This window comes from Winslowiella toletana (assembly GCF_017875465.1).
GTDB lineage: Bacteria > Pseudomonadota > Gammaproteobacteria > Enterobacterales > Enterobacteriaceae > Erwinia > Erwinia toletana.
The window spans coordinates 5141093-5163548 of the sequence record NZ_JAGGMQ010000001.1 but is presented as its reverse complement, the minus strand read 5'-3'; the positions used below and the strand labels follow the sequence as shown (position 1 = coordinate 5163548).

General features: G+C 54.4%; 23 protein-coding genes. 15 read left to right on the top strand and 8 right to left on the bottom strand.

The genetic code is table 11. From position 1 onward, the window contains the following. The first annotated feature begins 184 nt into the window (after nt 1-184). From J2125_RS24195 to J2125_RS24180, 4 genes are all read left to right on the top strand, one after another. Nucleotides 185-442, top strand: a complete 258-nt coding sequence (locus J2125_RS24195; RefSeq protein WP_209499553.1) for a hypothetical protein — start codon at nt 185-187, stop codon at nt 440-442. A 2-nt stretch (nt 443-444) separates the two neighbouring features. Further along, nucleotides 445-768 (top strand): 4-amino-4-deoxy-L-arabinose-phosphoundecaprenol flippase subunit ArnE, encoded by a 324-nt coding sequence (gene arnE / locus J2125_RS24190; protein WP_026111546.1) that lies wholly within the window; start codon nt 445-447, stop codon nt 766-768. After that, on the top strand, nt 765-1145 hold the full coding sequence (gene arnF, locus J2125_RS24185; RefSeq protein WP_017799955.1) for a 4-amino-4-deoxy-L-arabinose-phosphoundecaprenol flippase subunit ArnF: 381 nt from the start codon (nt 765-767) through the stop codon (nt 1143-1145). Before arnE ends, arnF begins: the two co-directional genes overlap by 4 nt. 219 nt (nt 1146-1364) lie before the next feature. Beyond that, nucleotides 1365-2297 carry an Rpn family recombination-promoting nuclease/putative transposase gene (locus tag J2125_RS24180; protein ID WP_209499552.1) on the top strand — a complete coding sequence of 311 codons (933 nt, stop codon included), beginning with the start codon at nt 1365-1367 and terminating at the stop codon, nt 2295-2297. 54 nt (nt 2298-2351) lie between these two features. Here J2125_RS24180 and sapB read toward each other — a convergent pair whose 3' ends face one another. From sapB to pspF, 4 genes are all read right to left on the bottom strand, one after another. Beyond that, nucleotides 2352-3317 carry a putrescine export ABC transporter permease SapB gene (gene sapB, locus J2125_RS24175; protein WP_017799958.1) on the bottom strand — a complete coding sequence of 322 codons (966 nt, stop codon included), beginning with the start codon at nt 3315-3317 and terminating at the stop codon, nt 2352-2354. Continuing rightward, nucleotides 3314-4942: an ABC transporter substrate-binding protein SapA gene (gene sapA / locus J2125_RS24170; RefSeq protein WP_026111547.1), complete on the bottom strand. Its 1629-nt coding sequence runs from the start codon at nt 4940-4942 to the stop codon at nt 3314-3316. The genes sapB and sapA overlap by 4 nt, the downstream gene beginning before the upstream one ends. A gap of 188 nt (nt 4943-5130) precedes the next feature. Then, nucleotides 5131-5286 carry a hypothetical protein gene (locus tag J2125_RS24165; protein WP_017799960.1) on the bottom strand — a complete coding sequence of 52 codons (156 nt, stop codon included), beginning with the start codon at nt 5284-5286 and terminating at the stop codon, nt 5131-5133. Further along, nucleotides 5270-6268 (bottom strand): phage shock protein operon transcriptional activator, encoded by a 999-nt coding sequence (gene pspF, locus J2125_RS24160; RefSeq protein WP_017799961.1) that lies wholly within the window; start codon nt 6266-6268, stop codon nt 5270-5272. Before pspF ends, J2125_RS24165 begins: the two co-directional genes overlap by 17 nt. A 166-nt stretch (nt 6269-6434) precedes the next feature. On the opposite strand from pspF, the gene pspA reads away from it, so the two are divergent. From pspA to tyrR, 7 genes are all read left to right on the top strand, one after another. After that, nucleotides 6435-7103, top strand: coding sequence for a phage shock protein PspA (pspA, locus tag J2125_RS24155; RefSeq protein ID WP_017799962.1), 669 nt, complete (start codon nt 6435-6437; stop codon nt 7101-7103). 81 nt (nt 7104-7184) lie between these two features. After that, entirely contained in the window at nt 7185-7412 is a 228-nt protein-coding gene (gene pspB, locus J2125_RS24150) for an envelope stress response membrane protein PspB (RefSeq protein WP_017799963.1), read from the top strand. After that, a complete protein-coding gene (pspC, locus tag J2125_RS24145) occupies nt 7409-7771 on the top strand; it encodes an envelope stress response membrane protein PspC (RefSeq protein ID WP_017799964.1) in 363 nt (120 codons plus the stop codon). The genes pspB and pspC overlap by 4 nt, the downstream gene beginning before the upstream one ends. A 58-nt stretch (nt 7772-7829) precedes the next feature. Next, on the top strand, nt 7830-8075 hold the full coding sequence (pspD, locus tag J2125_RS24140; protein WP_017799965.1) for a phage shock protein PspD: 246 nt from the start codon (nt 7830-7832) through the stop codon (nt 8073-8075). Next, nucleotides 8056-9453 carry a YcjX family GTP-binding protein gene (locus tag J2125_RS24135; protein WP_017799966.1) on the top strand — a complete coding sequence of 466 codons (1398 nt, stop codon included), beginning with the start codon at nt 8056-8058 and terminating at the stop codon, nt 9451-9453. Before pspD ends, J2125_RS24135 begins: the two co-directional genes overlap by 20 nt. Beyond that, nucleotides 9450-10514, top strand: coding sequence for a YcjF family protein (locus J2125_RS24130; RefSeq protein ID WP_017799967.1), 1065 nt, complete (start codon nt 9450-9452; stop codon nt 10512-10514). The genes J2125_RS24135 and J2125_RS24130 overlap by 4 nt, the downstream gene beginning before the upstream one ends. Before the next feature lie 114 nt (nt 10515-10628). Next, nucleotides 10629-12188 (top strand): transcriptional regulator TyrR, encoded by a 1560-nt coding sequence (gene tyrR / locus J2125_RS24125; RefSeq protein ID WP_017799968.1) that lies wholly within the window; start codon nt 10629-10631, stop codon nt 12186-12188. A gap of 36 nt (nt 12189-12224) precedes the next feature. On the opposite strand, the gene tpx is transcribed toward tyrR, so the two are convergent. Further along, nucleotides 12225-12728, bottom strand: a complete 504-nt coding sequence (gene tpx / locus J2125_RS24120; RefSeq protein WP_017799969.1) for a thiol peroxidase — start codon at nt 12726-12728, stop codon at nt 12225-12227. A gap of 199 nt (nt 12729-12927) precedes the next feature. Between tpx and ycjG the strand changes: the two genes are divergently transcribed. Further along, nucleotides 12928-13905, top strand: a complete 978-nt coding sequence (gene ycjG, locus J2125_RS24115) for an L-Ala-D/L-Glu epimerase (protein ID WP_017799970.1) — start codon at nt 12928-12930, stop codon at nt 13903-13905. Here the strand turns inward: ycjG and mpaA are convergent. Further along, nucleotides 13889-14596, bottom strand: a complete 708-nt coding sequence (gene mpaA / locus J2125_RS24110) for a murein tripeptide amidase MpaA (RefSeq protein ID WP_017799971.1) — start codon at nt 14594-14596, stop codon at nt 13889-13891. The two genes, ycjG and mpaA, sit on opposite strands and share 17 nt — an antisense overlap. Nucleotides 14597-14757: 161 nt before the next feature. On the opposite strand from mpaA, the gene J2125_RS24105 reads away from it, so the two are divergent. Further along, complete coding sequence (locus J2125_RS24105) at nt 14758-16377, top strand: peptide ABC transporter substrate-binding protein (protein ID WP_017799972.1); 1620 nt, start codon at nt 14758-14760, stop codon at nt 16375-16377. A gap of 289 nt (nt 16378-16666) precedes the next feature. Beyond that, nucleotides 16667-17530, top strand: a complete 864-nt coding sequence (gene licT / locus J2125_RS24100; protein ID WP_017799973.1) for a BglG family transcription antiterminator LicT — start codon at nt 16667-16669, stop codon at nt 17528-17530. A 38-nt stretch (nt 17531-17568) separates the two neighbouring features. Here the strand turns inward: licT and J2125_RS24095 are convergent, their stop codons facing one another. Continuing rightward, nucleotides 17569-18963 carry a glycoside hydrolase family 1 protein gene (locus J2125_RS24095; protein WP_017799974.1) on the bottom strand — a complete coding sequence of 465 codons (1395 nt, stop codon included), beginning with the start codon at nt 18961-18963 and terminating at the stop codon, nt 17569-17571. Between the two features lie 16 nt (nt 18964-18979). Then, nucleotides 18980-20860, bottom strand: a complete 1881-nt coding sequence (bglF, locus tag J2125_RS24090; RefSeq protein WP_017799975.1) for a PTS beta-glucoside transporter subunit IIABC — start codon at nt 20858-20860, stop codon at nt 18980-18982. 351 nt (nt 20861-21211) lie between these two features. On the opposite strand from bglF, the gene zntB reads away from it, so the two are divergent. Then, nucleotides 21212-22195, top strand: a complete 984-nt coding sequence (zntB, locus tag J2125_RS24085; protein WP_017799976.1) for a zinc transporter ZntB — start codon at nt 21212-21214, stop codon at nt 22193-22195. Nucleotides 22196-22456: the final 261 nt, after the last annotated feature.

Below are 22456 nucleotides of genomic sequence, written 5' to 3'. Positions count from 1 at the left end.
CGTTGCCCGCTGCTGGCCGCCGCGCTTTGCCCACTGACGCTGGCGTTGTGCGTTTGGTTCGGCGATTCCTGAAAGCGGCAGAATACCAATCAACCGCAGGTGTTTCGTGCGCAGCATTGCGGAAAGCTGGCCGATAGCCGTTTTATTCTCAGCGACAATCCGGGCATATCCCGCCATTGCCTGGATGCTGCAGCGCAGCGATATCCTGGCTTATGATCATAAAGGCGAGCTGAAATTTGGGCTGAGCTATCCGGATGCGCAGTCACGTTACGTCAGTGGCGAGGGTTTTCGGCAATGGTTAAGTGAACATCGCCATCAGGGCAATATTTCGCTGGTGCTGATGCTGGAACGTGGAGAAAAGATGCCAGCCAATTTGCCGGTTGCTGATGACGTGTATCGCAATGACCGTATGTTATTCCTGCAGTACCACGCGAAGCAATGAAAATAAGTCTGCTGCTGGTATTGCTGACCAGTTTGCTCACCTGCGCGGGGCAGCTCTGTCAGAAACAGGCGGCGCGCCAGCGGCAACGCTTATTGCTGACTGGCTGGTTAATTGGCAGCCTGGTACTGCTTGGTTGCGGCATGCTGGTGTGGCTGAACGTGCTGCAACGGCTGCCTGTCAGCGTGGCCTATCCGATGCTGAGTGTTAATTTTATCCTTGTTGCGCTGGCGGCTCGCTTTATCTGGCAGGAACGGATGACAAATATTCAGTGGGCAGGCACCGTGCTGATTGCGGCTGGCGTAGCCGTAATTGGGATCTTTGCATGACGGGATACCTCCTCGCCTTATGCAGTGTGATTCTGGTTACGGCTGCGCAATTAATGCTGCGCTGGTCGATGGTGCAAATACCTGACGTCCGGGCGTTAGAGCAATGGCGTAATATTCCTCTGCAGCCTTTGCTGGTACTGGCCGGAGGGTTAATCGCCTATGGACTTTCGATGGTTTTTTGGCTGCTGACTTTAAAACGCATGCCGTTAAACCGGGCTTACCCGCTACTTAGCCTTAGTTATGTGATGGTATGGCTGCTGGCTATTAGTTTGCCGGCGTTTGCGGAGCCTTTTCATATTGGCACGCTTGTCGGCGTAATATTAATTATGCTGGGATTGTTCTGTATATTTTATAAACCGGGTAAGGAAAAGAGCTGATGGGAAATTTACATGGGACAAAACTGCGCGCTGCCGATAAAACCTAACTTGCAGCAAAGATTTTGCTTTCCATGCAAAGAGGGCGGCGATTAGAGATTTATAAAGGGGGGATCTGGCCGCGCGCCTGAAATGCCAGGTCTGTGGTGATGGTTGTATTTTGCACTGTCTACCTCTGTGGTAGAGTGCGCAGATGTCAATCAGGATGACAGGAGCCATGAAATGGGTACTACCCCTACACCGCATGATGCGGTTTTTAAACAGTTTCTCACTCGGCCCGATACCGCGAAAGATTTTCTGCAAATCCATCTGCCACCGGCATTGCTGGAGGGCTGCAACTTGCAAACTCTTCAGCTTGAATCATGCAGTTTTGTTGAAGAGGATTTACGCGCCTTCTACTCAGACGTACTTTATTCATTGTATACCGACTGTGGCGAAGGCTATATCTACTGCCTGATTGAGCATCAGAGCACGCCCGATAAAAATATGACCTTCCGGCTGATGCGTTACGCTATTGCTGCGATGCAGCGTCATCTCGACGCCGGGCACGAGCGTCTGCCGCTGGTAATCCCGGTGTTGTTTTATCATGGCGCGACCAGTCCTTATCCGTATTCAATGAACTGGCTGAAAGCCTTCGATGCCCCTGAACGGGCCGCCCGGATTTATGGCAGTGATTTCCCGCTGGTGGATATCACGGTGATCCCCGACGAGCAAATCCTCACGCACCGCAGCGTGGCGCTGCTGGAATATCTGCATAAACACAGTCGTCAGCGTGATCTGATGCAGATGCTGGAGCCGCTGGCAACGATGATTAAAGGCAATTACACTACAAGGGATCAACTGATTGCGGCCATAAATTATATGCTTCAGGTGGGTGAAACAGCCGATCCGCAATCATTTATGCGCGCGCTGGCACAGCGCGCGAGCCAATATGAGGAACTGATGATGACAGCTGCAGAAAAGCTTAAGCAGGAAGGACTAGAGAAAGGGCTGGAGAAAGGTCGCAAGGAAGGTCGCATGGAAGGCCTTGAAAAGGGACGGCTTGAGGGAATTATGGAGGTTGCCCGTAAAATGCTTTCTGAAGGTCTGGAACCCGGCAATATTATGAAAATGACCGGGCTGACGGAAGATGAGCTGAGTCAAATCCGTCCTTAACCTGTGATGTCTGTATTGCCCGTTTGCAGCACAATGCCCTGTTTCATTATCTTCCTAGCGCAGGGCATACCACTCCTTATGCTTCAGCGGATTGGTGATGGCGCCCAGAATATCGGACAGGACGTTAACGGTGATCACCAGCGCGCCCACCACCATGACTCCGGCGGAAATCGCCGCGTAATCCTGCTGGCGGATGGCGTTAATTAACCAGCGGCCAAGGCCTGGCCAGCTGAACACCATTTCGGTAATCATCGCCAGCGTCATCATGGTGGCGAACTGCAAACCGAGACGCGGGATCACTGGTGGCAGCGCGTTATGCAGCACATGGCGGCGTATCACGGTAAAACGGGATAACCCACGGGTGGCGGCGGCCTTGATGTAGTTTTTGTCGATCACGTCACTGGTGCTGATGCGCAACAGACGAATCACTTCAGTGGTGGGCGCGACCGCCAGCGCGGTTACCGGCAGGATCATATGGGTGATGGCGCTGACCAGCATTTCATGACGCCACGGCGAGTCGCTAAGCCAGGCGTCGATCAGCGCAAAGCCGGTGACATTTTTCACTTCATACAGCAGATCAAAACGACCGGAGACCGGCAGCCAGCCGAGATTCAGCGAGAAGAACAGCGTCAGCAGCAGCGCCAGCCAGAACACCGGCATCGAGAAACCCAGCAGCGCCAGTGCGCTAATCACCTTGTCCTGCCATTTGTTGCGCATCACACCGGCAATAATGCCAAGTGGGATCCCCACCAGCAGCGCCAGGCTAAACGCCATCAGACAGAGCTCCATGGTGGCGGGAAACACTTCACGCAGTTGCAGATTAATCGACTGGCCGTTAATGCTGGAGACGCCAAAGTCGAGATGCAGAATGCCTTTAAACCAGAATAGCCAGGCATCCAGCAGCGATGCGCCTTGCAACGGCGCATTGGGCGTAAAGTAACTAAGGCTGAAGCCCACCAGCGTCAGCATAAACAGCGTGGTAATCAGTAGCACCAGACGGCGCAGCGTATAGATAATCATTGCTTCGGCTCCTCGCTGTTATCCCGATGCACGCCAGCAAAAGAGGCGTTGCCAAACGGACTTAACACCAGCCCCTGAATATCATGGCGATAGGCTTGCAGACGCAGCGACGAGGCCAGCGGCAGAACCGGCAGTTCCTGCGCCAGCATGCGCTGCGCTTCATCATAGTGATCGATACGTGACGCCAGCTGCTGCGACAGTAACGCTTTATGCAGCACTTCATCAAATGCCGGGTTGCACCAGTGGGCAAAGTTAGTCTGCGAGTTGATGGCGGCGCAGCTCAGCAACGGCCGGAAAAAACTGTCCGGATCGTTACTGTCGGTCGCCCAGCCAGTCAGCGTCAGATCGTGATTCATCTCCATCAGCCGCGCTTCCTGGAAACGGCCATCAACCTGCACAATGGTGATCTGGACGCCAATCTGCGCCATATCGGCCTGAATCAGCTCGGCGGTTTTTAGCGGGCTGGGGTTCCATGACTGTGAGGCCGATGGCACCCAGAGTTTCAGATGCAGATCCTCGACCCCAAGTTTTTTCAGCTCCGCCCGCGCTTTGTCAGGGTTATATTCCGTAACGCGCGCATCATTATCATAAGCCCAGGAGGCGCGCGGCAGAATAGAAGCGGCAGTTTCGGCGGTGCCGTAATAAATCGACTCCATCAGCCGTTCATTATTGATTGCCAGCGCCAGCGCCTGACGTACCGCCGGGCGGTCAAGTGGCGGCTTGCGGGTATTAAAGGCCATATAGGCGATATTCATCCCCGGGCGCAGGGTCAGACGTAAACGCGGATCGTCGCGAAGAATCGACAGCTGGCTGGCGGCCGGATAAGCCAGCACGTCGCACTCACCGGTTAACAGTTTCGACAGACGACCCATGCCGCCCGCGCCCATATCCACCACCACCTGCGGCATGCGCGGCACGCCTTTCCAGTAGTCCGGATTACGCGCCAGACGAATATACTGACCGGCTCGATATTCGTTCAGCATAAAGGGGCCGGTGCCCACCGGCTGGCGATCCATCAGCTCCTGGCGATTTATCTTATCGAGCTGCGCGGCATATTCCGCTGACAGCACCGGCGCATAGTGGGTGGCCAGATGCCAGAGAAACGAGGCGTCCGGACTGTTAAGACGGATTTCTACCGTGTCACTGTCCAGTTTCTTCACGCTTTGCACCGCATCGGAGAACTGCAGGCTGTCAAAGTAGGGATAGTTGCCGCCGCTGACATTATGCCAGGGGTGTTTACGATCAAACATACGCGCAAAGCTGAATACCACATCGTCAGCATTCATCGGGCGCGTCGGGCTGAACCAGCGGGTGGTCTGAAAAGGGACGTTATGGCGCAGATGAAAACGGTAGGTGGCGCCGTTATCCAGCACTTCCCAACTGGAGGCCAGCTCAGGGATTAAACGGTAAGTATAGGGATCGACATCCAGCAGCCGGTCATAAAGCTGTGCCGCCAGCGTGTCCACTGCCAGCCCGCTACTGGCCAGCTGCGGATTAAAGGTGTTCATCACGCCGCTGACGCAATAGACAAAGCCGCTCTGACGAATATCACCGGGCGTTGCCGACCAGGCAGAGGCGCTTAGCACGCTAAGTCCGAGTAGCAGGGTAGAGAGTAATTTTGGCATCGGGTATGTTGGGTTCACGGGCAATAAGGTGAGTGTATCGCACTATCCGCATTGTCCCAAAGTTTGCCTGGGTAACTGCCTCTTTTCCAGGCGAATTTATTACTATCTTGCACTGCTCACTTGCCGTCGGCGGTGAGCACCAGACCTGAGGTTATTATGGTGATGAGAAAAATTCTCAATAAAGTGCTTTACAGATGATATTGAGAATGATTATTATTCATCTGCGCTTCGACGGTGGCTCTACCGAAGAAGAGCACGACATTGCTCACATTGCTTCCAGTATTTTCAGCCCGCCTTGCGCGGGCTTTTTTTTGCTTCAGCGCCAGCTTATTGATCATCATCATCAGTCACCCGTACCCCATGCTTTTTCAGCATGGCGCGCAGCTGGTGATAAGTGACACTCAGCAGTTCCGCCGCACGGCGCTGATTAAAGCGTGCCTGTTGCAGGCTCTTCTCCAGCAGGGCTTTTTCCTGCTGATTCTGCCAGTGGCGCAGATCCAGCGGCAGATCGGGGAAGGGCGCGGCCGTCTCTTGCGGGATAACGACGGCGGCGGAACGGCTGAACGGGTTAATAATGATGGTATCCAGCGGTTCATCAATGGTGCTGTGACGGTATACAGAACGCTCCACCACATTTTTCAGTTCGCGCACATTACCTGGCCAGTGATATTCCAGCAGCACCTGCTGCGCCCGGCGCGAGAAGCCTGGAAATAGCGGTAATCCCAGTTCACGGCACATCTGAATGGCAAAATGTTCCGCCATCACCAGAATATCGCTGAGTCTTTCGCGTAACGGCGGCAGCTGCACCACATCAAATGCCAGGCGGTCCAGCAGGTCCGCACGGAATTTTCCTGCCAGCGCCAGCGCGGGCAGATCGTCGTTGGTGGCGCATACCAGGCGTACGCTGACCTGCAGTGGCTGGCTGCCGCCGACGCGTTCCAGCTGACCATACTCAATTACGCGCAGTAATTTCTCCTGCACCAGCATGGGCGCGGTAGCCAGTTCATCAAGGAACAGGGTGCCGCCATCGGCGCGTTCAAAACGGCCAAGGTGGCGTTTTTGCGCGCCGGTAAATGCGCCCGCTTCATGGCCGAACAGTTCCGAATCCAGCAGGTTCTCGTTTAGTGCCGCGCAGTTTAGCGAGATAAATGGCCCCTGCCAGCGCTCGGACAGATAGTGCAGGCGGCTGGCAATCAGCTCTTTACCGGTGCCGCGTTCACCGATAACCAGCACCGGTTTATTTAGCGGCGCCAGACGCGAAACCTGCTCCAGCACTTCGAGAAAGTTATTCGATTCGCCCAGCAGGTTCTCTGTTTGTTCACTCATGATGAATTTCACCAGATGTTAGTGTCTGAAACCACCTTACGCGCTGCCTGTGGCGATGTAAAGCAAGTGACTTATTAAAAATCAATAACATATAAACTGGCACGCATCTTGAATTAAGAAATTAGCGCCTGGCGCAACACAGACAATATTAATGAGGGTTTTAATTATGGGTATTTTTTCTCGTTTTGCCGACATCGTGAACGCCAACATCAATTCATTGCTGGAAAAAGCGGAAGATCCACAGAAGCTGGTGCGCCTGATGATTCAGGAGATGGAAGATACGCTGGTGGAAGTCCGCTCCAACTCTGCCCGTGCGCTGGCGGAAAAGAAACATCTGATTCGCCGTATCGATCAGGCTGAGACGCAGCAGAATGAGTGGCAGGAAAAAGCCGAACTGGCGCTGCGTAAGGATAAAGATGATCTGGCGCGCGCTGCGCTGATTGAAAAACAGAAACTGACCGATCTGATCGCCAGCCTGAAGCAGGAAGTGAGCCAGGTAGAAGAGACGCTGGAGCGTATGAAAGGTGAAATCGGTGAGCTGGAGAAAAAACTCACCGAAACCCGCGCCCGTCAGCAGGCGCTGACGCTGCGCCATCAGGCCGCCTCTTCATCACGTGATGTGCGCCGTCAGCTGGACAGCGGTAAAATTGATGATGCAATGGCGCGCTTCGAATCCTTTGAGCGGCGTATCGATCATATGGAAGCCGAAGCGGAAAGCGTCAGCTTTGGTAAAAAGAAAACGCTCGATCAGGAATTTGCCGAACTGAAAGCCAGTGATGAGATCAGTGAGCAGCTGAACGCGTTAAAAGCCAAAATGAATAATCGTAGCGAATAAGTTCGCCCCCGGGCATTGACCGCGATGCCCGCTGAATCATCACCGTCCCGTTTTACGGGCAGACAAGGTCAAGGAGAGTGAATGAGCGCGTTATTTCTTGCCATACCGCTGACAATTTTTGTGCTGTTTGTGGCACCGATCTGGTTATGGCTGCACTACAGCAATCGTCAGAACAGCGGCGCTGAATTATCGCAAAACGATATGCAGCGTCTGCAGCAGTTAACCCAGGATGCGCGCCGCATGCGTGAGCGTATTCAGGCGCTGGAAGAGATTCTCGATGCAGAACATCCTCACTGGAGGCAGCCATGACAGGATTATCAATTAAAGGAAAAAAGTTATGGCGTATTCCACAGCAGGGTAAGTTCAAAGGCGTCTGCGCCGGTATCGCCCAGTATCTGGATATTCCGGTACGTCTGGTACGCATTATCGTGGTGCTGTCGCTGTTTTTCGGCCTGTTTATGTTCACCATCGTCGCCTACTTTATTCTGAGCTGGGTGCTCGATCCGATGCCGTACGGCGCCGACGACGAGCAGCCGTCGCCAACTGCACACCAGTTGCTGAACGAACTCAGCAATGAGTTACAGGCTGGCGAGGGACGCTTACGCGAGGTGGAACGCTATGTCACCTCCGAAACCTTCAGCGTGCGTAGCCGCTTCAGTCAGCTCTGATTTCATTCTGCGCGGGCCAGTTGCCTGGCCCTCTGTTAACCTTTCGGGAGAACCTGTCATGCGCGACTGGCAAAACACTTTGCGCCGTAACGCTGCGCCCGCGTTGAAATCGGCTGGTAAATTTATCATTATCAATGCAGTCACATATGGACCGGGCGGTATCGCCGGTTGGGCAGTAAAATCTGTCGCTCGCCGCCCGTTGCGCATTCTGCTGACGCTGGCGCTGGAACCGATTCTGGCGCGCGTGATGCGCAAAGTATCGGCGCGCTTCGTCAAGGAGACCAATGAAACGACTGCAAAATGAATTGATGTCGCTGGTAAATCGCGGCGTGGATCGCCATCTGCGTCTTGCTGTCACCGGCCTGAGCCGCAGCGGCAAGACGGCATTTATTACCTCAATGGTTAACCAGTTGCTGAACGTCCACGCCGGTGCACGCCTGCCGATGTTTTCGGCGGCGCGGGAAGATCGGCTGCTGGGGGTAAAACGCGTACCGCAGCGTGATATGGGTATTCAGCGTTTCACCTATGACGAAGGGTTGTCGCAACTGTATGCCACGCCGCCAAACTGGCCAACGCCGACGCGCGGGGTCAGTGAAATGCGCCTGGCGCTGCGCTACCGTTCGCGTGACTCGTTGCTGCGCCATTTTAAAGAGACCTCAACGCTGTATCTGGAGATTGTTGACTATCCGGGCGAGTGGCTGCTCGATCTGCCTATGCTGGCGCAGGATTATCTCAGCTGGTCACGGCAGATGACCGGCCTGCTGCAGGGCGATCGCGCCGAATGGGCGCAGCCCTGGCGCGACCTCTGCGCCGGGCTGGATCCGCTGGCGCCCGCTGACGAAAATCGTCTGGCGGAGATTGCGCAGGCGTGGACCGACTATCTGCTGCGCTGTAAGCGGGAAGGGCTGCACTTTATTCAGCCGGGACGTTTTGTGCTGCCGGGCGAGATGGCTGGCGCACCGGCGCTGCAATTTTTCCCGTGGCCGGATGTGGATGCCGACGGCGAGTCGAAGCTGGCGCAGGCGGATAAGCACAGCAATCTTGGCACCCTGCGCGCGCGCTTTAACTACTACTGCCAGCATGTGGTAAAAGATTTCTATAAGAACTACTTCCTGAAATTTGACCGGCAGATTGTGCTGGTGGACTGCCTGCAACCGCTGAACAGCGGGCCACAGGCGTTTAATGATATGCGGCTGGCGTTAACTCAGCTGATGCAGAGTTTTCACTATGGCCAGCGCACGCTGTTTCGCCGCCTGTTCTCGCCAGTGATCGATAAACTGCTGTTTGCCGCCACCAAGTCGGATCACGTTACCGCCGATCAGCACGCTAACCTGGTATCACTGTTGCAGCAGCTGGTTCAGGATGCCTGGCAGAATGCCGCCTTTGAAGGCATTACCATGGATTGTGTTGGGCTGGCGTCAGTGCAGGCGACACAGAGCGGGCTGGTCGATCATCAGGGCGAAAAAATCCCGGCGCTGCGCGGTCATCGTTTACAGGATAATGAGCCATTAACCTTTTATCCTGGCGAAGTGCCGCCACGCCTGCCGGGCAATGCGTTCTGGCAGCAGCAGGGCTTTCACTTTGAACAGTTCCGGCCACAAAATATTGATGTCGATCGGCCGTTGCCACATATTCGTATGGATGCGGCGCTGGAATTTTTACTGGGAGATAAACTGCGATGAATGACAATAAGCCGCTGAAGGCCCGTATCGATTTTGCCAAACCGCTGGAAGCTGAGCAGCCGCCGCTGATCAAGCCCGCGGTCGCTTTTACCCGGCAGGATTCACAATTTATTGTCCAGCAGGCGGAAGAGGCGGAGCCGCTGGAAGAGGGCGCGGGTGAGCGTGCGGTAGAAGCCGCATTGCGCCCTGAACGCAGCCTGTGGCGTAAACTGGTCACCGCCGGTCTGGCGCTGTCTGGCGTCAGTGTGGTGGCACAGGGCGTGCAATGGATGCATAACGCCTGGCTGACCCAGGACTGGGCAGCGCTGACGGGCGGCGTGGCGGGAGGTCTGATAGTGCTGGCGGGTGTCGGTTCGCTGGCCTCTGAATGGCGTCGCCTGTACAAATTGCGTGAGCGTGCGGAAGAGCGTGATATTGGCCGCGAGCTGTTGCACAGCCATGGTATGGGCAAAGGCCGTGAGTTTTGCGAGAAGCTGGCGCGTCAGGCCGGTCTGGATCAGGGGCATCCGGCGCTACAACGCTGGCAGGCGTCGCTGCATGAAACCCATAATGACCGCGAAGTTGTCGCGCTCTATGCCCAGCTGGTACAGCCGGTGCAGGATCGTCAGGCGCGGCGTGAAATCAGTCGCTCGGCGGCGGAATCGACGCTGATGATCGCCGTCAGCCCGCTGGCGCTGGTGGATATGGCGTTTATCGCCTGGCGTAATCTGCGGCTGGTCAATCGCATCGCGGCGATTTACGGCATTGAACTGGGCTACTTTAGCCGGCTTCGTCTGTTCCGTCTGGTGCTGCTGAATATCGCTTTCGCTGGCGCTTCAGAGCTGGTGCGCGAAGTGGGGATGGACTGGATCTCACAGGACATCGCCGCGCGTCTTTCTGCCCGTGCCGCACAGGGTATCGGTGTTGGGCTGCTTACCGCGCGTCTCGGCATTAAAGCGATGGAGTTATGCCGACCGTTGCCGTGGCTGGAAGATGATAAACCGCGACTGGGTGATTTCCGCCGCGAGTTAATTGGTCAACTAAAAGATACAGTTCAGGGCAACAGCAAAACCCAGCAGTGACGGCATTCCGCATCACACCTGTCAACTTTTCATGACAGATCGCTTCAGACCTGGCGGATGTTGGCGTATTATCTTCAGTAATCGTTTTTTCCATTATTGAACAAGGCCAACCCAATGCGTTTGGAAGTCTTTTGCCAGGACCGACTTGGTCTGACGCGCGAACTGCTGGATTTGCTGGTTGAACGCAGTATTGATCTGCGCGGTATTGAAATCGCCACTATTGGTCGCATCTATCTTAACTTTTCCTCCATCGCTTTTGAGCAGTTCAGTAATCTGATGGCTGAAATCCGCCGCATTCCTGGCGTGACCGATGTGCGTACCGTCTCTTTTATGCCTTCAGAGCGCGAACATCGCGCCCTGAGCGCTCTGCTGGTGGCGCTGCCGGAGCCGGTGTTTTCCATTGATCTGAGAAGTAAAGTGGAACTGGCGAATCCGGCGGCGCAAACCCTGTTTGATCTCGATGAACAGAAAATTCGTAACTACACCGTCAGCTCATTGATCAGCGGTTTTAATTTCACCCGCTGGCTGGAGAGTGAACGCGTAGAACCCCAGACACAGCATGTGGTGATTCAGGGGCGCGATTTCTTGATGGAGGCGCGGCCCATTCTGACCGTCGCCGATAATGAGATGCAGAGCAGTCTGGTGGGCGCAGTCGTTATGCTGAAATCCACGGCGCGGATGGGACAACAGCTGCAGAATCTGGCGGTAAATGATGAAACGGAATTCGATCATCTGGTCGCGGTTAACCCGAAAATGCGTCAGGTGGTGGAGCAGGCACGCAAGCTGGCGATGCTTGATGCGCCATTGCTGATTGTTGGTGATACCGGCACTGGTAAAGATATGCTGGCGCGTGCCTGTCATCTGCGCAGTACACGTGGCAAAAAACCGTTCCTCGCGCTTAACTGCGCCTCACTGCCGGATGATGTGGCGGAAAGTGAACTGTTCGGCCATGCGGCCGGAGCCTATCCTAATGCGCTGGAAGGTAAAAAAGGCTTCTTTGAACAGGCGAATGGCGGTTCGGTATTGCTGGATGAGATTGGCGAAATGTCGCCACGGATGCAGACCAAACTGCTGCGTTTTCTTAATGATGGCACGTTCCGCCGGGTCGGCGAAGAGCACGAGGTGCATGTCGATGTGCGGGTGATTTGCGCCACGCAGAAAAACCTGACCGAAATGGTGCATCGCGGCGAGTTCCGCGAGGATCTGTTTTATCGCCTGAATGTATTAACCATCAATCTGCCGCCGCTGCGCGATCGTCCGCAGGATATCCTGCCGCTGACCGAGATGTTTGTTGCCCGCTTTGCCGATGAGCAGGGAGTGGCGCGCCCGCGTCTGTCGCCGCAGCTGAACGCATTTTTAACCCGCTATAACTGGCCAGGCAATGTGCGTCAGCTCAAGAATGCGCTCTACCGCGCCTTAACCCAGCTGGAAGGTTATGAATTGCGTCCGCAGGATATCATTCTGCCGGAGTTTTCAATGGAAGTGTCGCTGGGCGATGATGCGATTGAAGGATCACTGGATGAAATCACCAGCCGCTTTGAACGCTCGGTGCTGATGCGTCTGTATCTGTCGTATCCCAGCACGCGTAAGCTGGCGAAACGTCTCGGCGTGTCGCATACCGCTATCGCCAATAAACTGCGCGAATACGGGCTGAGTCAGAAAAAAGAGAGTTAAAACTGCAGGGCGAGGGGTTATTCCTCGCCCGGTTTGTTACTTCAGCGCTGCCAGCGCCGCATCGTAATCCGGCTCGGTGGTGATTTCCGGCACCAGCTGGCTGTACAGCACCTGGTCTTTATCATCCAGCACCACGACCGCACGGGCAGTCAGACCCTGTAGTGGGCCATCAACAATCGCCACACCATAATCTTCTTTAAACTCAGCGCCGCGCAAAGTAGACAGCGTTACGACGTTGGTTAAGCCATCTGAACCGCAAAAACGCGACTGGGCAAAAGGGAGGTCGGCAGAGATACATAACACCACCGTATTATCCAGCTCGCTCGCCAGCTGATTAAACTTACGCACTGATGCAGCGCAGACGCCGGTATCAATACTGGGGAAAATATTCAGGACTTTACGCTTGCCTGCGTAGTCAGAGAGTGAAACATCAGAAAGATTCTTGGCTACGAGGCTGAATGGCTTTGCTGCCTGGCCTGGCACCGGAATCTGACCCGCAACCGTTACCGGGTTACCCTGAAAATGGACTGTCTGAGACATAGTGGTTCCTTTTACATGTGTTTGACACGTCGGCCAGCCCAGGTGAACTGGCCCGATAAAGAGAGCAAAATTATATGACATGTTCGTGACATGCGCTTAACCATTAAGCGTGGCACAGGGTGAATATTTTGCCTGGCCTGATAGCGCAGCGGCGGCTGATGGGCTAAAACTAAGCAAAAGAAATCAAAAGGAAACGTGGATGAGAGCGGTAAAAGTATATCCGGAAGCCTGGCCGTTACATACTCCGTTTGTGATTGCGCGCGGCGCGCGTACTGAAGCGGGCGTGGTGGTGGTGGAACTGGAAGATAATGGGGTGAAAGGTGTGGGCGAATGTACCCCTTATCCACGCTATGGCGAAACCGAAGCCTCAGTGCTGGCGCAGATTGCGGCGATATTGCCGCAACTTGAACGCGGCGTTACGCGCGATGAGCTGCAAACTCTGTTGCCCGCTGGTGCCGCGCGTAATGCAGTTGACAGCGCACTATGGGATTTACAGGCGCAGCAGAGCGGCAGCAGCTTATGGCAACTGACTGCCACCACCCGGCCCGGGCATATCAGTATGGCGCAGACCGTCAGTATTGATGCGCCTGAGGCGATGGCCAGCAGCGCACTGGCGTTATGGCAAAACGGTGCGCGCCTGCTGAAGATTAAAATGGATGATCATCTGATCACTGAACGACTGATGGCGATCCGCGCGGCGGTGCCGGAGGCGATGCTGATAGTCGATGCTAATGAATCCTGGAAAAGTGAAGGGCTGGCGTCACGCTGCCAGTTGCTGGCCGATCTCGGTGTGCTGATGCTGGAACAGCCACTACCGGCGCAGGATGATGCGGCACTGGAGAACTTTATCCATCCGCTGCCGGTTTGTGCTGATGAGAGCTGCCATACGCGCGACAGCCTGAGTGCGCTGGCAAAACGCTATGAGATGATCAATATCAAACTGGATAAAACCGGTGGGCTGACCGAAGCGCTGGCGCTGGCGCAGCAGGCAAAGGCGGCGGGCTTCACTATTATGCTCGGATGTATGCTCTGCACCTCAAGGGCAATCAGCGCCGCGTTGCCGCTGGCCCCCGGCGCGCGTTTTGTCGACCTGGACGGGCCTACCTGGCTGGCGGTAGACGTTGAGCCAGGCTTGCACTTCTCCAGCGGCAGTATCGATCTTACGGCTGCCAGCTAAGCAGATCGACCATGGCGTGCAGGTATTTTTCCGTTGCTTCATCGGCGGCAATCGGCGGCAGCTCCGCGGTGATACAGGGCAGGCCGAGATCGGCGCACCAGCTGCCGAAAGAGCCGGGCGTGGCGTAGCCGACACTGGTGACCAGCGGCAGCGCCATTTTTTTTGCCAGCCAGTGTCCCAGCAGGCTGCTGTGGGGATCTTCAATGCAGGCTAAAGGTTCGTGGAAAGTGACCACCCACGGCGGCTGCAAATGATGGATCAGGTCGCACAGCGCCTGGGTTTCGCTTTCTGAAGCGGGATAGTCGCCGGTAGAGAGCAGCACATCGCGCTCATCGGCCGCGCTGTTCCAGCGATAGACGGTATCGCCAGATTGCCAGTTAGCCGCCGGAAAATTACGGTTCAGATCGACGCCGCGCGAGTTAGCGCGCAAACCGAGCTGACAACCATCCGGATTGACCGCCAGCACCACATGATGGCGTCGGTGCGGCTCCTGCAGGGTGCGCATCGCACAGGAGAGGGTGACGACCGCCGCGGTTTCATCGCCATGCGTGCCCGCCAGAATCAGCCCGCTCTCCTCATCGGCATTCGGTGCCGGAAACCACAGCAGCGGCGCGCCCAGTTGTGAAGTGCCATAGTTTTTCATGGTGGCATCCAGCATGCCGCGCTGCGGACGCGGGTGTAATAAAGACATGATGTCGCTCCTGTGAAGATGTTCGCAATAAAGCTAACGTAAAATGGCGTTTTAGAAAATAGCTATTTATCGATCAACTATTTGCGCTACAGTGCCAGATATCGCCCCCGACCCGGCGCATCATTTTTTGTATATTAATGTCGACAGCTGAAGGACAGGTTATGACCAAAACATTTCGCTTAACTCTGAGCGCGCTGCTGATTGCCAGCGCCTGTTTTACGGCGACAGCCGCCACCGTTCCTGCCGGTACTGAGCTGGCCGCAAAGCAGGAGATTGTGCGTCATATTAAAGATGAACCGGCCTCACTTGATCCGGTAAAAGCTGTCGGGCTGCCGGAAATCCAGGTGATCCGCGATCTTTTCGAAGGACTGACTAATCAGGATGCGCAGGGCAAAATTGTACCGGGCGTGGCGCTGAGCTGGCAAACGAATGACAATAAAACCTGGACCTTTACGCTGCGCAAAGATGCGCGCTGGTCAAATGGCGAGCCGGTTACCGCCCATGATTTTGTCTGGAGCTGGCGTCGGCTGGTTGATCCGAAAAACACCTCCTCATTTGCCTGGTTTGCCGATCTGGCCGGGATTGAAAACGCCAGAGCGATTACCAAAGGTGAAATGCCCGCGGACAAACTTGGCGTAACGGCGCTGGATGATTATCGTCTGAAGGTGACGCTGGATAAACCAGTGCCTTACTTTGTCAGTCTGACCGCCAATTTTGCTTTCTATCCGACACCGCAAAAGGTGGTTGAGAAGCTGGGTAATGACTGGACAAAGCCGGGAAATCTGGTGGGTAACGGCGCTTATACATTGCAGGATCGGGTGGTGAATGAAAAGCTGGTGCTGGTGCGTAATCAACACTACTGGGATAACCCGCATACGGTACTGAATAAAGTGACCTTTGTGCCGATTAACGAAGAATCCAGCGCCACCAAGCGCTATCGCGCAGGCGATATCGATATTACCGAGTCATTCCCGAAAAACCTCTATCAGCTGCTGAAAAAGCAGATCCCGCATGAGGTCTATACGCCGGATCAGCTCGGCACCTACTATTACGCATTTAATACGCAGAAAGGGCCGACCGCTGATGTGCGCGTTCGTAAGGCGCTCTCCTGGAGTATTGATCGCCAGATTATTGCCGAAAAGGTACTGGGCACCGGTGAAAAACCGGCATGGCACTTTACGCCGGATGTGACTGCTGGCTTTAAGCCGAAAGCCAGCATCCTGCAACAGCATGCGCAGGAAGAGCTGAACGCACAGGCGAAAGCGCTGCTGGCCGCTGCGGGTTATGGTCCGTCGAAACCCCTTAATCTGACACTGCTGTATAATATCTCGGAAAATAACCAGAAGATTGCAATTGCCGTCGCCTCTATGTGGAAGAAGAACCTCGGGGTTAACGTCAGGTTGCAAAACCAGGAGTGGAAAACCTATATCGACAGCCGCAACACCGGTAATTTCGATGTTATCCGCGCTTCCTGGGTTGGCGACTACAATGAGCCTTCAACCTTCCTCAGCCTGCTGACTTCCAGCCATAGCGGCAATATCGCGCGCTTTAAAGATGCGAATTACGATAGCGTGCTGGAAAAAGCCAGTAGTGAAGGCAATGCGGAGGCGCGCAATGATGATTACAACCAGGCCGAGCAGCTGATTGCCGAACAGGCGCCAATTGCGCCGATTTATCAGTACACCAATGGCCGTCTGATTAAGCCATGGGTGAAAGGCTATCCGATTACCAACCCGGAAGATGTTGCTTATAGCCGCGAGATGTATATTTTGCAGCACTAAGACGATAGCGAATCACAGCCCCGGAATACCGGGGTTGATCACTTAGCCGTTAATGCTACTGATGTTATTAAATTTTCAGTAGCGAAGAGGGTATCCGGCACCAGCACATCCGCTATAATCGGCGACAATTCGCGAGCCATATCACACTTCCACCCTGTGGCGCTTGAGACCAGCATATAATTGATTAAGGTGATGGCATTGGATTGTTACTGCTATACAGCAGGCAAAACCTGATCAGCCGGAAGTCTCCCTTTCTGGCGGTCAGGTTTTTTTGTTTTCAGGCCGGGAAATGAAAATAGCAAAAATATTAAATAATAATGTTGTGCTGGTACATGACGAACAGGGCCATGAACAGGTGGTGATGGGGCGCGGAATCGCCTTTAAAAAATGTTCTGGCGATGAGCTGGATGGGGCGCTGATTGAAAAGGTGTTTTCCCTGAAAAGCCATGATCTTACTGGCCGTTTAACCGAGCTGTTATCAGAGATCCCGCTGGAAGTGGTGATCGCCAGCGAATGCATTATCACGCTGGCAAAACAGCGCCTGAACACCGATCTGCACGAAAGTCTGGCGATTGCGCTGACCGATCATATCAACTTTGCGCTGGAGCGGCAGCGGCAGAATTTACCGATGCGTAATGTGCTGCAATGGGAGATTCGCAGCCTCTATCCGCGCGAGTACGCGCTGGGGCTGGAGGCGCTGGCGATTATTACTCAACGGCTACAGGTCAGCCTGCCGGAGGATGAGGCCGGTTTTATCGCCCTGCACCTGGTCAATGCGCAGCTAAACAGTGAAATGCCGGAGGTGATGCATATCACCCGTTTTATGCAGGAGATCCTGCATATTGTTAAATATCAGCTGAGCCTTGATTATCAGACCGATTCGCTGAGCTATAACCGTTTTGTCACCCATCTTAAATTCTTCTCGCAGCGGATGCTGGGGAAACGCGGCGTCTACAGTGACGATGAATCACTGCATGATGTGGTGCGCGACCGCTATCCGCAGGCCTATCTCTGTGTGCAGAAAATCGATCGCCATGTAATGACGAAGTATGCCTATGCGCTGGGCAGTGAAGAGCGGATGTTTCTGACCATTCATATCGAACGGGTACGCAAAGAGACGCTGGCGCTTCAGGAAGGTGACGACGAAGCCTGAGGGCGTGATTTCGGGCCAGCATGGCTGGCCCGCGAGGATTATTTCAGTGATGCGCCGTGGCTGTTAATCACTTCCTGATACCACCAGAAGCTTTTCTTGCGCGTGCGGGTAAGGGTGCCGCTGCCGCTGTCATCGCGATCAACATGGATAAAACCGTAGCGTTTTGAGAACTCCGCTTTTGAGGCGCTGACCAGGTCAATCGGTCCCCAGCAGGTGTAACCCCAGACTTCAACGCCATCTTCGATTGCCTCACGTACCTGTACCAGGTGATCGTTAAGGTAGGCAATACGATAGTCATCGTTAATCGATCCGTCGGCTTCCACTTTGTCGCGTGCGCCAAGTCCATTTTCAACAATAAACAGCGGTTTCTGATAACGGTCATACAGCTCATTCATCAGGTAGCGCAGACCTTCCGGATCGATCTGCCAGCCCCACTCAGAACTCGCCAGATGCGGGTTAGGCACCATATTCAGGATATTGGCGCGTGCTTTCTGATTCTGTTCTTCGTCGGTGGTCACACAGCCGGTCATATAGTAGCTGAAAGAGATAAAGTCGACGGTGCTTTGCAGATCGCGCTTATCCTGCTCTTCAATCACCAGGCTAATGCCCTGATCCTTAAAGAAGCGCGTCATATATGCCGGGTAGTAGCCGCGCACCTGCACATCACCAAAGAACAGCCAGTCGCGGTTCTGTTGCAGGGTTTCCATTACATCTGCCGGACGGCAGGTTAGCGGATAGAGCATGCCGCCCAGCAACATATTGCCGATTTTGCCATCCGGCACAATCTCATGGCAGGCTTTCACTGCGCGTGCGCTGCCAACCAGCTGGTGGTGGATTGCCTGATAGATCGCCTGTTTATCGCTATCCTCCGGCAGACCAACACCGGTAAATGGCGCATGCAGCGACATATTGATCTCATTAAAAGTCAGCCAGTGTTTCACTTTGTCTTTATATCGGCTAAACACGCAGCGCGCATAATTAACAAAGAAGTCGATGGTCTGACGATTGCCCCAGCCACCATAGTTTTTTATCAGACCATACGGCATCTCATAATGGGAGAGGGTGACCAGCGGAGTGATATTGTATTTCGCCATTTCATCAAACAGACGGTCATAGAACGTCAGGCCGGCTTCATTGGGCTGCGCTTCATCACCATTGGGGAAAATACGTGTCCAGGCGATGGAGATGCGTAATACGGTAAAGCCCATCTCAGCGAATAACTTAATGTCTTCGGGATAGCGGTGATAGAAATCGATCGCCTCGTCTTTAATGCCAAAGTCGCCGGGCTGGCGTTCAATGCGTTCGCCAAAGATACCCTGCGGCTGGAGATCGGACGTCGATAATCCCTTGCCGTCTTTCTGCCAGGCGCCTTCAACCTGGTTCGCGGCGACAGCGCCACCCCAGAGGAAATGTTGCGGGAAACGTGCAGTCATCAGTATTTCTCCTTGTTTATTTAATCAGGGTCAGCAGCGCGGCGTTTTCTTCCACCTGGCTTTGCTGGCTGGCGGCTAAAACGTCGATATAGTCATCACTGTTACTGATAATCACCGGGGTGGTGAGGTCATAACCTGCCGCGGTAATCGCGGGGATATCGAATTCAAGCAGCAGGTCGCCGACTTTTATACGGTCATCCTGCTGCACATGGGCTGTGAAGTGCTGGCCATCAAGTTTTACCGTATCGATACCGACATGGATCAGCACTTCTGCGCCGCTCTCATCTTCCAGACCAATCGCGTGTTTAGTGCGGAACAGCGAGGAGACCGTGCCGTTAACCGGTGAAACCACCCGCCCCACAGCAGGCCTGATGGCGATGCCTTTACCCAGTAAGCCACTGGCGAAGGTTTCATCATTTACCTGTTCCAGCGGCAGCAATTCACCCTTAATCGGGCTGCTGAGGGTGATTTTGCTGAGTAAATCCGGATTAACCGAAGTGACCGGCGCCGCAGCGGGCGGCGTTGCGATTTCCGGCTCATTCATCGGCGCAAACAAGCGGGTGGCAATCGCCGCGAACGCAAAGGCGACAATCGCACCGACAAAGGCGGCGGTAACTGAAGCGTCATAACCGGTTTTGGGTATCACCTGCGCAAAAGTAAAAATGCCGGGGAAGCCAAATGAGAACGCGGTGGTATGGAAGAAACCAAGGATGGCTGCACCCATGGCGCCGCCAGCACAACCAAAGATAAATGGACGACGTTTGGGCAGAGTAACGCCGTATACCGCAGGTTCAGTAATGCCAAACAGGCTGGCGCTGAATGCGGATGCGGCAATGCCTTTCATTTTCGCGTCGCGGGTTTTCAGCAAGACGCCAAGGGTGGCGCCAGCCTGACCAAAAATGGCCGGCATCAGCAGCGGTAACAGCGTATCCTGGCCGAGCATGCTGAGGTTGTTGATCATAATCGGCACCAGTCCCCAGTGCAGGCCGAAAATCACACATACCTGCCAGAAGGCGCCAGCCAGCGCCCCGGCAACTGCGGAGTTAAGGCTGTAGACAAACAGGTAGCCATCAGCCAGCAGCTGACTTAACCAGGTGGCGACAGGGCCAATCAGCAGGAAGGTCAGGGGAACCACTACCGCCAGGCAGATCAGCGGGGTAGTGAAGTTGCGAATTGCCCCGGGCAGACGTGTGTGGATATTGCGCTCAATCAGGCAGGAGAGCCAGCTGGCAAAGATAATCGGGATAACCGATGAGCTGTAATTGATCAGCAACAGCGGAATACCAAAGAAGTCGAGCGGCTGGTTACCGCTTTGCTCCGCCTGAAATGCCTGTAGCATTACCGGATGTACCAGCGCCGCGCCGATGGTCATGCAGATATACGGACTGCCGCCGAACTTCTTACCGGCGCTGTAGCCGAGGGCGATGGGCAGAAAGTAAAACAACGCATCACTGGCGGCGGTCAGCGCTTTGTAACCGCCGCTGCTGTCACTTAACACGCCGGTGGCCAGCGCAACCGCCAGCAGACCTTTCATAATCCCGGAGGCGGCCATCACCCCGATATACGGCAGGAAAATCCCGGAAACAATATCGATAAAACGGGCCAGCAGTGGCTCTTTACTGTTGTCCGTCGTCTCTTCAGCCTGTTCACCCAGACCGGTCTGGCTGACCACTGCCTGATAAACTTCAGAAACATGGTTGCCGATCACCACCTGAAACTGGCCTCCGCTTTCCACCACCATAATCACGCCAGGATTATTTTTCAGCCCTTCGCTGTCGGCTTTGCCGTGATCTTTCAGTTTAAAGCGCAGGCGTGTCGCACAGTGCATGACCGATTTGATATTTTCCCTGCCGCCCACGCCTTGCAGAATGGATGCTGATAAATCTCCGTATTTCATGCTGTTAGCTCCCGAACAAACCAGAGGTTATGATATTTATCGTTGCGTTACTGAGTTCAGGCCAAAAAAAAAACCTAAACCAGTTGTCTCTGCGCCAGAAGAGGGCGGAAACAAGTGGTTTAGGTTTTGCCTGATAGTCAGTAACAATCCTGTTTAACTGGCCTGAGTTTTCATCACTGCTTCTTTACAGGCAAGTGATTTAGCGGGTGAACAGTTAAATTCGTGACCGGGATCTGATTTTTTCGCCAAAAATGACACGCTTTGTCACCGTTATCCCCGGCGGGATGATTGCATCTGCCAGGCGGCACGCTAGACTGTATCGTATTGATTATATTCACACTGAGGCAAGACGTGAACGTTATTGAAGGCAAAGCGCTCCAGGTTTCCGATGCCATTATCTCCTGTCAGCTGGATGGCAAAGGCGGGCTGATACCGATCGACGATAGCGACGTGATTAACTGCGAACGCCCTTGCTGGCTGCATCTGAATTATACGCATCGTGACAGTGCCGAATGGCTGGCATCAACGCCGCTGATCCCGGATGCGGTTCGCGCTGCACTCTCCGGCGACAGTATGCGTCCGCGGGTCAGTCGTCTGGGCGACGGCTTTATGATTACTTTGCGCAGCGTCAATCTGAACAGCGAATCGCGTCCCGATCAGCTGGTGGCGATACGGGTGTTTATCAACGATAAAATTATTGTCTCGACGCGCCGTCGCAAAGTGTATGCCATCGATGAAGTGCTGACCGATCTGCAAAATGGTAATGGTCCGGTGGATGGCGGCAGCTGGCTGGTGGATGTGTGTGATGCCTTAACCGATCACACCAGTGAATTTATTGAAGAGCTGCATGACAAGATTATTGAGCTGGAGGATGCACTGCTCGAACAGCGCATCCCGGCACGCGGCGAGCTGGCGCTGATCCGCAAGCAAATAATTGTTATGCGTCGCTATATGGCGCCGCAACGTGATGTCTATGCGCGGCTGGCCAGTGAGCGCCTCGGCTGGATGGATGACAATGAACGCCGCCGTATGCAGGAGATCTCTGACCGGCTGGGGCGTGGACTGGATGATTTAGATGCCAGCGTCGCGCGTACCGCTGTGCTGGCCGATGAAATCACCACGGTGATGGCTGATGCGATGAACCGCCGGACTTATACCATGTCGCTGCTGGCAATGGTGTTTCTGCCGACCACATTCCTTACCGGTCTGTTTGGCGTCAATCTCGGCGGTATTCCTGGCGGCAGCTATCGCTTTGGTTTCAGCATCTTTTGTCTGATGTTAGTGGTGCTGGTTCTGGGTGTTGCCTGGTGGTTAAAACGACGTAAATGGTTGTGAAGTTATGAGAAAAGGCAGGCAAAAGCGTGAATAAAGCTGATCGATATCAATAAATCATTGACGCTATCGCGGCAAACTCTGTTCCGCAGGTGAATGCAACGTCAAGCGATGGGCGTTGCGCTCCATATTGTCTTACTTCCTTTTTTGAATTACTGCATAGCACAATTTGATTCGTACGACGCCGGCTACTCGCCGGCTTTTTTTTGCCCGTTTGCCAGCGCGCCTTATCCCACCTAAGCTTAACTTTCATGTCTGACAAAG